We start from the raw sequence: 13,193 nt of genomic DNA on the forward strand, positions 1-13,193 counted from the left end.
CGGCTTACGGACGGCCGGCCGTGGTTGCGGCCGGCGCGGGCGGGCGGTGGCCGCAGCGGCCACCGCCCGGTGCATCAACGGGCGCTGTCGACCACGGCGGCCGACACGGCCGGGGCCGCGTCGGCGTCCTCGGCGATCTGCCGCGGTGCCGGTTCGGCCACGGCCACGCCCAGGTAGCGCTGCATCAGCTCCTGCACGATCGGGCTCTTGCCGGCGAAGCCTTCGATCGACTTGCCCAGCGACACGGCCTTGACCAGGTTCTCGAACATGCCGCCGTCGCCACCGACCAGGTCGATGTCGGCATTGCGCAGCGCGCTGGCGATGACGTTGGCGTTCTCGCGCGAGACTTCCTTGCCCGCTTCGATGGAGGCCAGTGCCTGCTTCAGGCTGTTGTCCAGCATCATGCGGAACTCTTCGTGGCCACGTGCCTGGTCGCTCAGCGAGGCGATGGCTTCGAACTTGCGCACCAGGCCTTCGGCCTCGGCCAGCAGCTTCTTCTGCACCACGCCGGCTTCGGCGTTGCCCAGCGATTCGGTGGCGGTGGCACGGGCCAGGCCCATCTTCTCTTCGCCCTGGGCCTGCGCCTGCAGGGTTTCGGCCAGCACGCGGGCCTCGTTGCTGCCCTGCTTCAGGTTGGCTTCGGCCTTGGCTTCAATCACGCGGGCTTCGGCGATACCGACCTTCTCGATGGCCAGTGCGGAGGCTTCACGCACCTGCGCTTCGGCCAGGCCCGGCGCCGCCTGTTCGGCACGGAAGGCGTCGGCCAGCAGGCGCTTGGCTTCGGCCTGCTTGCCGGCCGCTTCGTGTTCGGCCTGGGCCAGGGTGGTCAGTTCCACCGCGCGGTGCTTGGAGGCGGTTTCGCGGGCCTGCGCTTCCTTCACTTCGCGCACCAGCGATTCCTGCGCCTTGGCTTCGGCTTCCAGGATCAGCACCTGCTTCTGGCGGTCGGCCTCGGAGACCTCGCGCACTTCCTTGATGCGCTCTTCTTCCTGGGCCACGGTCTTGTCGATGGAGATGCGTTCGCGGGTGATGTTGGCCACGTCCATCTTGCCCTGCTCGACCACCTTGTCACGCTCCACGCCCTGCAGCTGCACTTCGCGGTCGGTGGTGACCTGTTCCAGCTGGCGCGCGCGCTCCACGCGCTCGGCTTCGATGGCCACCGCACGCTGGCGGTTCTGTTCGGCCACTTCCACTTCGCGCAGGCGGTTCTGGTCACGGATGTCGATCAGCTGCTGCGCTTCGATGCGTGCGTTCTCGGACAGCTGGCGCTGTTCTTCCTGCACCTTGGCGGTCTCGGCTTCCTCGCGGGCGCGGATGGTCTCGATCTCGCGCTTCTGCCGCGCCTCGGCCTCGGCCTGCTGGCGTTCCAGGGCCAGCAGCGCTTCGCGCGCTTCCACGTTCTTCTTGGTGATGGCGAGCTTCTCGTTCTGCTCCAGCTCGTTGGTCACCACGTTCTGCGCGGCGGTCAGCTCGGTGATCTTGCGGATACCCTGCGCGTCGAGGATGTTGAACTGGTCCAGCAGCGATTTCGGGGTCTGCTCCAGGTAGTCGATGGCCACGTCTTCCAGCACATAGCCGTTCAGGTCGTTGCCGATGACCGCGATGATCTCGTCGCGGAATTCCTGGCGCTTCTCGAACAGCTCGGTGAAGTCGAACTTCTTGCCGACCGTCTTCAGCGCTTCGGAGAACTTGGCGTTGAACAGCTCATCGACGGCGTGCTTGTCCGAGGCACGGTCGGCACCGATGGCCTTGGCCACGCGCAGCACGTCGGCCTGGGTCTCGTTGACCCGCAGGTAGAAGGCCACGGCGATGTCGGCGCGCATGTTGTCGCGGCAGATCAGGCCTTCCTTGCCACGGCGGTCGATCTGCAGGGTGATCAGGCTGATCCGCATCAGCTCGGCGCGGTACAGCACCGGGATGATCAGCGCACCGGTGAAGTGCACCTTGGGCGTGGCGCTCATGTCGTTGACGATCAGGGCCACGCCCTGGTCGACCTTGCGGTAGAACGCCTTGAACAGTCCCGCCAGGCCGAGCAGCAGGCCTACGAGGACGATGATCCCGATCAGGAAGGGGGCCGCGCCAGCAAAACTCATCAGTGATTCTCCTTGTTGCCCGGAAGCAGGTTGTCCTGGAAATCGAGGGCGACCGCATCAGCGCGGACCACCCGGTAGTAATGGTGTTCGGCCACGTGCTCGACCAGCACGATGCGCTCGCCACGCTGCAGTTCGATGTCGCTGCGCACCTGCAGCACCAGCCCGGCACCGCCGTCATCGACCGTGGCGTGGCCGCTGCGCGCATCCACCCGGGGCGAGGCGACCACGCCCACGCGCCCCAGCAGGGAAGCCTGTGCGACCGGCTGCAGGCGCTGCAGGAAGGTGCGGATGGGCCGCAGCAGCAGCGCGGTGATCGGCACCGCCGGCAGCGGCGCGAGCACGGCCACGAGCGTGCCGAAACCCCAGCGCAGCAGGTCCGGCAGCGGCAACAGTACGAACAGATGGATGAAATAGGTCAAGGCCCAGCCGAAGAAGCCCAGCAGGGTGACCACGACCATGACCGGCACGCCACCGAGGCCGAAGCGCTGCAGCAGGGCCGAGAGGCCGCTGAGATCGGTGTCGCTGTCCAGCGCACCATCGGCGCCGAGATCGCCGAACCCGTCATCGACCAGGCCAAAAGCGGCAAGCCCCCAATAGACCAGCGACACCGCCAGCAGGACGCTGTACGGCAGGGTCGGGTAGCCGAACACGACGGTGAGGAATTCCTGCATCGCTTTGCCTTCCTGGGCTATGGGCGCGTGACGCCCCGTTCGGAATCCGCCGGGAGCGGTTCCGTCGATCCCGCCACGGCCCTCATGGCCATGGCTTCCCCTTCATCCTATGTGAAGAGGGTGTACAGGGACAAATGTGAAGACGCGCGCCGACCGCAGGCGGCGACGCGCGCGGGGTCGTGCCGGGTCACTCCAGCACGGTGCAGTCGGCGCTGCGCACCTCTTCGACGAACGTGCGCATCTTGTAGCCGTCCTTGATGCCCGGCTCGACCTCGATGCCGCTGGACACGTCAACGCCCCACGGCAGGGTAGCGAGGATGGCGTCCTTCACGTTCTCCGGGTTCAGCCCGCCGGCCAGCAGGAAGGGACGGTGCAGGCCGGTCGGAATGCGCGCCCAGTCGAAGGCCACGCCGGTGCCGCCACCGCCACCCGGGGCGTGGCTGTCGAACAGGAAACCGGCAGCACTGGGGTAGCGCAGCTGCAGGGTGCGCGCATTGACGTCCTCGCGACCGCCCATGGCGATCGCCTTCAGGTACGGCATGTTGAAGCTGCGGCAGAAGCTTTCGTCTTCCTCGCCATGGAACTGCAGCAGGGTCGGACGCACGGTGCGCAGCACTTCACGCACTTCTTCCTTGCTGTTGTTGCGGAACAGCGCCACCACGTCGACCATCGGGGCGATCGCCTGGCGCATCGCGCGGGCTTCGGCCGGGGCCACCCGGCGGCTGCTTTCACGGGCGAAGATGAAACCCACCGCGTCCACGCCCAGTTCGCCGGCCAGGCGCACATCGCCGGCGCGGGTCATGCCACAGAACTTGATGCGGGTACGGTAGTAGGAGCGGCTCATAAGGTGACCTCGGCAGGCAGATGCCAGTTGTCGGGGTACAGCGGCCCCAGGAACACCAGCCCCTGCGGAGGTGCGGTAGGGCCGGCAACGGTTCGGTCGCGTCCGGCCAGCAGCTCGGCGATCCACTCCACCGGTTTCTCGCCGCTGCCGACCAGGATCAGCGAACCGACGATATTGCGGACCATGTGATGAAGGAATGCATTACCGCGCACCGCCACCTCGATCACCTCGCCCTGGCGGCTGACCTGCAGCGACTGCAGCTCGCGCCGCGCATGCAGGGCCTGGCACTGCACCGAGCGGAACGCGCTGAAGTCGTTCTCGCCGAGCAGGGCCTGTCCAGCGGCATGCATGAGGGTCTCGTCCAGCGCCCGTCGTTCCCAGCTGAGGGTCTGCCGGTCCAGTGCCGGGCGCACCTCGCGGTTGAGCAGGCGGTAGCGGTAGCGGCGGGCGCGCGCCGAGAAGCGGGCGTGGAAATCGTCGGCCACCGGCACGCACCAGCGCACCGCGATGGAACGCGGCAGGCGGGTGGTGGTGCCCAGCATCCAGGCACGTGGATCGCGCACCACGTCGGTATCGAAATGCACGACCTGGCACTGGCCGTGCACGCCGGCATCGGTGCGGCCGGCGCAGACCACCTGCAGCGGCGCATCGGCAACCGAGGACAGGGCCTTCTCCAGGCTGGCCTGGACGCTGGGTCCACCCTCGCCCAGGTTCTGCCAGCCCCTGAAATCGCTGCCGTCGTATTCGACGCCGAGCGCGTAACGCATGTGCTGCTACCTCGATGTTGCGGGTGGGACGGCGCTCAGCCCGGGTCGCGTTCGGACCAGACCGCCAGCTCGTTGCCACCGGGCTCGACGAACTGGAAGCGGCTGCCACCGGGGAAAGAGAAAACGGGCCGGACGATCTGGCCGTCGGCCGCGCGCACGGCCGCTTCGACCGGTGCCAGCAGATCGGCATACAGCACCAGCAGCGGTGCGCCGGCTTCGGCCCGCTGCGGCTGTCCACGGAAGAAGCCGCCCTGCAGGCGGCCATCGTCGAAGGCGGTGTAGTCCTCGCCGTAGTCGACGAACGACCAGCCGAACACGGCCTCGAAAAAGGCACGGCTGGCGGCCGGGTCGGCCGAGGCGAACTCAACGTAGTCGATGCGGTTTTCGCGGGTCATGGGCGGCGCCTGTGGTCCTGTGGTCAGTCCAGCCGGGCGAGCAGTTCGCGCGCCTGCGCCTGGCAGTGCACGTCGCCGTCGGTGGCGACTTCTTCCAGCAGCGTCCGCGCGGTCTGCGCGTCGCCCAGGTCGAGGTAGGCGATGGCCAGTTCCAGCCGCTCCTGGCCCGCGCGCGGGGCCCAGTCGGGGTCGGTGGATCCATCGGCCGGCACTGCCTCGTCGAAGGGCGCGGCCGCGGGCGGCGCAGCCTCCGCCGGTTCGGCCGGCAGATCGAACACGCCGCGGAACTCTGGCTGCTGCTCGGCCTGCAGCGCGTAATCGGGCACGCCGACCTCGTCGGCCGGTTCCGGCGCGGCGGGCGAGAACCCGGGCGCGGGTTCATCCCAGCGCGGGGCGTCGCTCACCGCCGGCGGCAGTTCGTCGCCCTCGTCGGTCACCAGCGCCCCCACCTGCCAGGACGTCTCGACGTCGGCAGCTGGCGGTGCCATCGGTTCTTCAACCGGCTCGGGCGGCAGCGCATCCTGGTCGGCATGCGCCTGGGCGGCACGGTCGTCTTCGAGGGCCCAGGCCGGCATCGACGGTTCCTGGCGTCCATCCTCTTCGTGGCCCGCGGCCCACGACGACTGCTCGGCCAGCGAATCCAGCGCCGCACCGGCAGGCACCGCTGCGGCCAGGGCCACGGCGTCGCCTTCCTCACGCAGCGGCGGCAACGGCGAGGGCTTGCGCCGGCGCAGCAGCCAGGCGGCACCGGCCACCAGCAGCAACAGCGGCAGGCCCAGCCAGTACCACGGCGTGCCGCCGGCGGGTGCGCCGGGCGGTTGCGCCAGGCGCTGCTGGGCAGCGGCCAGGTCGTTGTCCTTCATCGCAATCAAGGACTGCTGCTGTTCCTTCAGCTTCTCCAGCTCGGCCACGCGCTGCTTCAGCTCACCGATCTCGGCATCGCGGGTGGCAACGTCTTCCCTGGCCTGCCGCAGTTGTTCATTGCCCAGCATGTCACCCTCGCTGCCGGCACCGGTGCCGGTGGTTGTGCCCGCGTGCGCGGCGTCGGACGCCAGCGCCGGAGCGATCTCAAGACGTGCCCCTGCGCTGGCGGCAGCAGCAGCAGCAGCGGGCGTGGCGGTGGCGGCCACGGGCGCGGCCGCCGGTGCACCGGCAGGCTGTGGCACCGTGCGCGCCTGGCGCCACTGCGCGACATGTTCGCGGACCAGCGCGGCGGCTTCGTTGCCGTCGATCGCGGCCAGGGCGTCGCTGCCCGGCACGCGCAGTACCGCGCCCTGCTTGAGCAGGTTGACGTTGCCGCGGATGAAGGCCTCCGGATTGGCACGCAGCAGGGCGATCATCGCCCGCTCCCGGCTGATCTGGTTGCCCCGGGCCAGCGCACCGGCAATCTGCGAAAGGGTCTGGCCCCGCTGCACGGTGATGCTGCCGTCGGCAGCGGCGCGGGCAGCGGGTGCGGCGGCACGCGGCCGCGGCTCGGCCGGTCGCGCGGCGGTGGCCGGCGCGGCGGCAGGCGCCTGCGCTGCCGGCGGCGGCGGCGTATCGCGGGTGATGGTGTTGCCCAGCACCCCGGCCGGGGCGACGATTTCCGGCTCGGCCACGGCCAGTGCGCTGGCCGGTGCATCGACCAGGGCGGAATATTCGCGGACCAGGCGGCCCTGGCCCCAGTCGGCTTCGACCAGGAAGCTCAGCGACGGGGTTTCCACCGGAGCCTGCGAGGTCACCCGCACCACCGCCCTGCCTTGGCTGTTGGTGGTCAGTTCGAACTGGAGTTCGCTGACCAGGCCGGTCGGCCGCTGCAGGCCGACCCGCTCGAAGGTGGCGGCCGAGGCCAGCGCCACGCGCAGGTTCTCGAGCTCGGAAGGATCGGCGGACACCACCGGAATCTCGGCCAGCAGGGGCTGGCCGGGACGTGACAGCACGCGGATGTCGCCCAGGCCCAGGGCCATGGCCGAACTGCTGGCCAGTGCCAGCAGCGCGGCGGAGAGATAGATGAGCGGGCGCGATGCGCCCCTGGCCCGTTTATTCATGGGCGACACTATAAAGCGTGCGGACCGCGGTCCGCACCCACCTGAAACACCCTTGCGGTAGTGCCGGCCGCTGGCCGGCAGACAGGCAGACCCGCCCACCATGGCAATGCCGGCCAGCGGCCGGCACTACCGGTGAGGCAACAGCGGATGATCAGCGCTGTTCGGCGGCGACCAGCTCGGCCAGCTGCACGGCGTTCAGCGCCGCGCCCTTGCGCACGTTATCCGAGACGATCCACAGGTTCAGGCCGCGCGGGTGCGACAGGTCTTCACGGATGCGGCCGACGTACACCGCATCGGTGCCCGAGGCGTGGGTGACCGGGGTCGGGTAGCCACCGGCTTCATGGCGGTCCACCACTTCCACGCCCGGCGACTGCTCCAGCAGCGCGCGCGCTTCGGCCACGGTCACCTTGTCGCGGGTTTCGATCGCCACCGATTCGGAGTGGCCGTAGAACACCGGCACGCGCACGGCGGTCGGGTTCACCAGGATGCTCTCGTCGCCGAGGATCTTGCGGGTTTCCCAGACCAGCTTCATCTCTTCCTTGGTGAAGCCGTTGTCCTGGAAGTCGTCGATGTGCGGGATCAGGTTGAAGGCGATCTGCACCGGGAAACGCTGCGGATCGATGTCCTGGAAGCTCAGCAGCTGGCCGGTCTGCTTGCCCAGCTCTTCCATTGCCGAACGGCCACCGCCGGACACCGACTGGTAGGTGGACACGTTGATGCGCTCGATGCCGTACTTGCGGTGCAGCGGCGCCAGCGCCACCAGCATCTGCATGGTCGAGCAGTTCGGGTTGGCGATGATGCCGCGCGGACGGTTGCCGACCTGGTCCGGGTTGACCTCGGACACCACCAGCGGCACGTCATCGTCGTAACGGAAGGCCGAGGAGTTGTCGATCACCACCGCACCGGCGGCGGCGAACTTCGGCGCGTATTCCTTGGACACGCTGCCACCGGCCGAGAACAGGGCGATCTCCACGCCGCTGGGGTCGAAGGTGGCCAGGTCCTGGATCTTCACCTTCTGGCCTTCGAACTCGACTTCGCCGCCAGCCGAGCGCTCGGAAGCGAGCAGGCTCAGGGTACCGACCGGGAAGTTGCGCTCGGCCAGGATGGCCAGCATGGTCTCGCCGACGGCACCGGTGGCACCGACGATGGCGACGTGGAAGCTGCGTTGTGCATTGCTCATGGGGGAACTCTCACGAAAAACGGGAAGGGGAAAAACTCACGCACGACAGCTGGGTTCGGGGAACCTCCTCAGGCGGGGCGCGCAGAGGTTCCCTATCGTTTCCCGGTTTTTTTGCCCAGCGCGGCACGCGCGGCGAGGGCCGCGTCGGCATTGATCGCGCTCGGCATGCGCGCTGCTTCGCCGGCCAGGCCGAGGCCGGCCAGCAGGTTGTCCACGGCCAGCTGCACCATGGCGGTACGGGTGCCCAGCGACGCGCTGCCGATATGCGGGGTCAGCACCACGTTGCGCAGCGCCAGCAGTTCGGGGCGTACCTTCGGTTCGCCTTCGTAGACATCCAGGCCGGCGGCGGCCAGGCGGCCATGGGCCAGCGCATCGGCCAGGGCCAGCTCGTCGACTATGCCGCCGCGGGCGATGTTCACCAGGGTGGCCGACGGCTTCATCTTCGCCAGCGCGGCCGCATCGATGATGTGGTGCGAGGCGGGGGTGTACGGCAGCACGGTGACCAGGTGGTCGGACTGCGCCAGCAGCGTGTCCAGGTCCACGTAGGTCGCGCCCAGTGCCGCTTCGGTTTCGGCCGGCAGGCGCGAACGGTTGTGGTACAGCACCTTCATGCCGAACCCGTGCGCACCCCGGCGGGCGATGCCCTGGCCGATGCGGCCCATGCCGAGGATGCCCAGCGTGCTGCCATGGATGTCGGCGCCGAGCATGGTCTGGAACGACCACTGGCCCCACTGCCCGTCACGCAGCCAGCGCTCGGATTCGGTGATGCGGCGCGCAGTGGCCATCAGCAGGGCGAAACCGAGGTCGGCCGTGGTCTCGGTGAGCACGTCCGGGGTGTTGCTGGCGAGGATGCCGGCCGCGCTCAGCGCGTCGACATCCAGGTTGTTGTAGCCGACGCCGACGTTGGCGATCACCTGCAGCTGCGCGGCATCGGCCACCTGGGCCGCGCCGATGCGCTCGTTGAGGGTGATGATCGCGCCGTCGACCGAGGCCAGGCGATCGGCGATCTGCTGTGGCGACCAGGCGGTGACGGTATCGGTGGCCAGCAGCTGCACGCGATCGCGCAGCGGCGCGATGGCCGCGTCGATCAGCGGCTGGCTCACCCACACCGTCGGCCGGGTATCAGCCATCGATCTGCCCGGGAATGCGCGGGGTGATGGTGCCGACATCGCCGCACTGGGCGCGGTGGCGCAGCGCCTGGTCCATCAGCACCAAGGCCATCATCGCCTCGGCGATGGGGGTGGCACGGATGCCGACGCAGGGGTCGTGGCGGCCGGTGGTGACCACCTCGACCACGTTGCCCTCGGTATCCAGCGACGGGCCGGGCAGGCGCAGGCTGGAGGTCGGCTTGAGCACGATGGACGCGACCACTGGCTGGCCGGTGGAAATGCCACCGAGGATGCCGCCGGCATGGTTGCTGGCAAAACCCTGCGGGGTCAGCAGGTCACGGTGTTCGGTGCCCTTCTGCGCGGCGCTGGCGAAGCCGTCGCCGATCTCCACGCCCTTCACTGCATTGATGCTCATCAGCGCGGCGGCGAGGTCGCCGTCGAGCTTGCCGTAGATGGGTTCGCCCCAGCCCGGCGGCACGTTGTCGGCCACCACGTCCACGCGCGCACCGACCGAATCACCGGACTTGCGCAGCGCATCCATGTACGCCTCCAGCTCGGGCACCTGCTCGGCATGCGGCCAGAAGAACGGATTGTCTTCCACCGCCGACCAGTCGAAACCGGCCGGACGGATCTCGCCCAGCTGCGACAGGTAGCCACGCACGGTCACGCCGAAGCGCTCGGCCAGCCACTTCTTGGCGACCACGCCGGCGGCCACGCGCATGGTGGTCTCGCGCGCGGAAGAACGGCCGCCACCGCGCGGGTCGCGGATGCCGTACTTGTGCCAGTAGCTGTAGTCGGCATGGCCCGGCCGGAACTGCTGGCCGATGTTGGCGTAATCCTTGCTGCGCTGGTCGGTGTTGCGGATCAGCAGCGCGATCGGGGTGCCGGTGGTCAGGCCCTCGTACACGCCGGACAGGATCTCGACCTCGTCGGCCTCGCGGCGCGCCGAGGTGTGCCGGCTCTTGCCGGTGGCGCGGCGCTGCAGGTCGTGGGCGAATTCGGCCGCATCCAGCGCCAGCCCCGGCGGGCAACCGTCGAGCACGCAGCCGATGGCCGGCCCGTGCGACTCGCCGAACGTGGTGACGGTGAACAGCTTGCCGAACGAATTGGAACTCACGGGCGCTGCGCCGCCAGTTCGGTGATGCGGGCGCTGTGGGCGATCAGCTCGCGGCATTCGACTGCGAAGATGCCCATCTGGCCGACCTTGAATTCCACCCAGGCGAAATCGACTTCCGGCAGCAGCTTGACCAGGTGCTGCTCGGATTCACCCACTTCGCAGATCAGCAGGCCGTCCTCGCTCAGGTGCAGCGGGGCGTCGCGCAGGATCTTCAGCACCAGGTCCAGGCCGTCGTCGCCGGCACGCAGGCCCATTTCCGGCTCGTAGGAGTATTCCTGCGGCAGGGCATCGGTCTCGTCGTTGGTGACGTACGGCGGGTTGGTGACGATCAGGTCGTAGTGGCGCCCGGTCAGGCCGTTGAACAGGTCCGACTTCAGCAGGGTGACGTTGTGCGCCTGCAGGCGTTCCTTGTTCTCTTCGGCCAGCGACAGCGCGTCATCGCTCAGGTCGACGCCGTCCACTTCCCAGTTCGGGTAGTAGTGGCCCATGGCGATGGCGATGCAGCCCGAACCGGTGCACAGGTCCAGCGCGCGGCTGACGTCACGGCCGGCCAGCCACGGCTCGAAGCCGCACTCGATCAGCTCGGCGATCGGCGAACGCGGCACCAGGGCGCGCGAATCACTCTTGAAGCTGAGGCCGGCGAACCACGCTTCACCGGTCAGGTAGGCGGCCGGGACGCGCTCGTCGATGCGGCGCTGGAACAGCTCCAGCACGCGCAGCTTTTCGGCCTGCAGCAGGCGTGCCTGGCCGTAGGCCGGGCCGAGGTCGTGCGGCAGGTGCAGGCTGTGCAGCACCAGCTGGGTGGCCTCGTCCAGGGCGTTGTCGTAGCTGTGCCCGAAGGTCAGCCCGGCTTCGTTGAAACGGCTGGTGCCGTAGCGGATCAGGTCGATGATCGTGTGGAGTTCGGCGGCCGTTTCAGCGGTCATGGCGGTACTGCGGGCAAAGTGGCCCACGATTATAGGGGCTGGCGCCCGCGGCGGCATCCGTTGCGACGGAAACGATCAGGCTGCAGCCGGTATGATGGGGATTACTTCCTGCGGGGGCTCCCATGTTCAATCGCAACGTCGGCATCATCCTGCTGATCGCCCTGGCGGCGGGCCTGGGCCTGCTGGCCGCGCAGCAGGTGTTCGCGCCGAAGCCGCCGGCCAACCAGCCGGCCACCGAAGCGATCACCCTGTACCCGCACACCCGCGAGCTGCCCGACTTCAACCTGGCCCAGTCCGATGGCACCCGGCTCATCCCCGGCGAGCTGAAAGGCCACTGGACCCTGGTGTTCCTTGGCTTCACCTTCTGCCCGGACGTGTGCCCGACCACCCTGGCCGAGCTGGCCGGTGCGCAGAACCAGTGGGAGGCCCTGCCCGACACCCTGCGCCCGCGCGTGCTGTTCGTTTCGGTGGACCCGGACCGTGACAACGCCACCCGCCTGGGCGAGTACGTGCACGGCTTCCACAAGGACACCCTGGCCGCCACTGCCGACATTCCCTCGCTGGAGCGCTTCGCCACCTCGCTGGGCTTCGTGTTCCAGAAGGTGCCGGGCAAGCATTTCGACGAGAATCCCGAGGATTACACCGTCGAGCACTCGGCCAGCCTGGCCGTGCTCGACCCGCAGGGCCGGCTTGCCGGCCTGGTGCGGCCCCCGTTCAACGCGCCGGCCATCGCCCGCGACCTGCAGAAGCTGACCGAGAAATCCGCCCCATGAGCCTGACCACCGCCCTGACGTACGCCCTGCCCCACCGCCTGCTGTCCTCGATGGCGCGCTCGCTGGCGTACTCGGACGACCCGCGCGTGTCGCGCTGGCTGATCGATACGGTCACCCGCAAGTTCAACGTCAACCTGGACGAAGCGGCCAACCCCGATCCGCGCAGCTACCCGACCTTCAACCAGTTCTTCACCCGCGCCCTGAAGCCGGGCGCACGCGTGGCCGATGCCGATCCGCGCAGCCTGGTGATGCCGGCCGACGGCCGCATCAGCCAGCTGGGGAAGATCGAGGCCGGCCGCATCTTCCAGGCCAAGGGCCAGTCCTTCACCGCCGCCGAGCTGCTGGGCAGCGAGGAGGACGCCAAGCCGTACAACGACGGCCTGTACGCCACGGTGTACCTGTCCCCGCGTGACTACCACCGCGTGCACATGCCCTGGACCGGCACCCTGCGCGAGACCGTGCACGTGCCCGGGCGCCTGTTCAGCGTCGGCCCGGCCGCGGTGAACGGCGTGCCGCGCCTGTTTGCCCGCAACGAGCGTTTGGTCTGCCACTTCGATACCAGCTTCGGCCCCATGGTCAGCGTGATGGTCGGTGCGCTGCTGGTGTCCGGGGTGGAAACGGTGTGGAGCGGCGAAGAGATCCCGGCCTACGGCGACCGCATCACCCGCAAGGATTACCGTGGCCAGGGCATCCAGCTGGAGCGCTTCGCCGAAATGGCGCGCTTCAACTACGGCTCCACCGTGATCGTGCTGCTGCCGCCGGGCGTGGCCGAGTTCGCCCCGCAGCTGGGCGCCGAAAGCCCGGTGCAGCTGGGCCAGGCGCTGGCGAAGCTGCGCTGAGGAAGCGGCAACGCCGGGTCTGTAGAGCCGAGCCCATGCTCGGCTGTTTCTGCCGGCAGCCGAGCATGGGCTCGGCTCTACAGAAAGCGGTGCGTTATTGCAGGGTCGGGGCCGGGCCGACGTCGACGCCGTCGTAGTCTTCCACGCCGGTCTGGCTGGCCAGGGCGGCCAGTTCCTGGTTGCGCAGGTCCAGCGAGGTCTCGTCGTGGATTTCCACGCGCTCCACGTGCAGCACGTGGAAGGGCGCATCGCCCTCCTCCGGCTCCTGTTCGAACAGCTCCACCACCTCATAGCCCTGGGCTTCCAGGGTGGTCGCCAGCGCCTGCAGGCGGTCCGGGGTGGAGTGCACGAAGTAATAGCCCCATAGCAGGGGCGTGGCGAGATCCCAGTCGGTGTTCTCGCGCAGGTTGGCGAACAGATCGCGGGTTGCTTCCAGGTCCATGGCTCTCTTC

The 13,193-nt window shown here is 68.8% G+C and carries 13 protein-coding genes; 2 read left to right on the forward strand and 11 right to left on the reverse strand.

Going from position 1 to position 13,193, the window contains the following annotated elements:
* Positions 1 to 74: 74 nt before the first annotated feature.
* The 10 genes from AC3WL7_RS12395 to prmB form a co-directional block, all read right to left on the reverse strand.
* Positions 75 to 2,093 carry a flotillin family protein gene (locus AC3WL7_RS12395; RefSeq protein WP_108758127.1) on the reverse strand — a complete coding sequence of 673 codons (2,019 nt, stop codon included), beginning with the start codon at positions 2,091 to 2,093 and terminating at the stop codon, positions 75 to 77.
* Complete coding sequence (locus AC3WL7_RS12400; RefSeq protein WP_079222629.1) at positions 2,093 to 2,764, reverse strand: OB-fold-containig protein; 672 nt, start codon at positions 2,762 to 2,764, stop codon at positions 2,093 to 2,095. Before AC3WL7_RS12400 ends, AC3WL7_RS12395 begins: the two co-directional genes overlap by 1 nt.
* Positions 2,765 to 2,951: 187 nt before the next feature.
* Positions 2,952 to 3,608 (reverse strand): phosphoribosylanthranilate isomerase, encoded by a 657-nt coding sequence (locus AC3WL7_RS12405; RefSeq protein WP_108747095.1) that lies wholly within the window; start codon positions 3,606 to 3,608, stop codon positions 2,952 to 2,954.
* Positions 3,605 to 4,375 carry a tRNA pseudouridine(38-40) synthase TruA gene (gene truA / locus AC3WL7_RS12410; RefSeq protein ID WP_079222631.1) on the reverse strand — a complete coding sequence of 257 codons (771 nt, stop codon included), beginning with the start codon at positions 4,373 to 4,375 and terminating at the stop codon, positions 3,605 to 3,607. The genes AC3WL7_RS12405 and truA overlap by 4 nt, the downstream gene beginning before the upstream one ends.
* 35 nt (positions 4,376 to 4,410) lie before the next feature.
* Positions 4,411 to 4,770, reverse strand: coding sequence for a VOC family protein (locus AC3WL7_RS12415; protein WP_492750472.1), 360 nt, complete (start codon positions 4,768 to 4,770; stop codon positions 4,411 to 4,413).
* A 23-nt stretch (positions 4,771 to 4,793) separates the two neighbouring features.
* The gene (locus tag AC3WL7_RS12420) at positions 4,794 to 6,797 is read right to left on the reverse strand and encodes a FimV/HubP family polar landmark protein (protein WP_492750474.1); all 2,004 of its coding nucleotides are present in this window, start codon (positions 6,795 to 6,797) and stop codon (positions 4,794 to 4,796) included.
* Positions 6,798 to 6,948: 151 nt separating this feature from the next.
* Entirely contained in the window at positions 6,949 to 7,977 is a 1,029-nt protein-coding gene (locus tag AC3WL7_RS12425; protein WP_108747098.1) for an aspartate-semialdehyde dehydrogenase, read from the reverse strand.
* A 92-nt stretch (positions 7,978 to 8,069) separates the two neighbouring features.
* Positions 8,070 to 9,107 carry a 2-hydroxyacid dehydrogenase gene (locus AC3WL7_RS12430; RefSeq protein WP_492750477.1) on the reverse strand — a complete coding sequence of 346 codons (1,038 nt, stop codon included), beginning with the start codon at positions 9,105 to 9,107 and terminating at the stop codon, positions 8,070 to 8,072.
* Complete coding sequence (aroC, locus tag AC3WL7_RS12435; RefSeq protein ID WP_079222636.1) at positions 9,100 to 10,203, reverse strand: chorismate synthase; 1,104 nt, start codon at positions 10,201 to 10,203, stop codon at positions 9,100 to 9,102. The genes AC3WL7_RS12430 and aroC overlap by 8 nt, the downstream gene beginning before the upstream one ends.
* Positions 10,200 to 11,129 carry a 50S ribosomal protein L3 N(5)-glutamine methyltransferase gene (gene prmB, locus AC3WL7_RS12440; RefSeq protein ID WP_492750480.1) on the reverse strand — a complete coding sequence of 310 codons (930 nt, stop codon included), beginning with the start codon at positions 11,127 to 11,129 and terminating at the stop codon, positions 10,200 to 10,202. The genes aroC and prmB overlap by 4 nt, the downstream gene beginning before the upstream one ends.
* A 122-nt stretch (positions 11,130 to 11,251) precedes the next feature.
* Between prmB and AC3WL7_RS12445 the strand changes: the two genes are divergently transcribed.
* Both AC3WL7_RS12445 and asd read left to right on the forward strand, forming a co-directional pair.
* Positions 11,252 to 11,902 (forward strand): SCO family protein, encoded by a 651-nt coding sequence (locus AC3WL7_RS12445; protein WP_108747100.1) that lies wholly within the window; start codon positions 11,252 to 11,254, stop codon positions 11,900 to 11,902.
* On the forward strand, positions 11,899 to 12,741 hold the full coding sequence (gene asd, locus AC3WL7_RS12450; protein ID WP_079222638.1) for an archaetidylserine decarboxylase: 843 nt from the start codon (positions 11,899 to 11,901) through the stop codon (positions 12,739 to 12,741). Before AC3WL7_RS12445 ends, asd begins: the two co-directional genes overlap by 4 nt.
* Positions 12,742 to 12,835: 94 nt before the next feature.
* On the opposite strand, the gene AC3WL7_RS12455 is transcribed toward asd, so the two are convergent.
* Complete coding sequence (locus AC3WL7_RS12455) at positions 12,836 to 13,183, reverse strand: ribonuclease E inhibitor RraB (protein WP_108758118.1); 348 nt, start codon at positions 13,181 to 13,183, stop codon at positions 12,836 to 12,838.
* Positions 13,184 to 13,193: the final 10 nt, after the last annotated feature.

This window comes from Stenotrophomonas sp. FW305-3-2-15-E-LB1 (assembly GCF_058787375.1).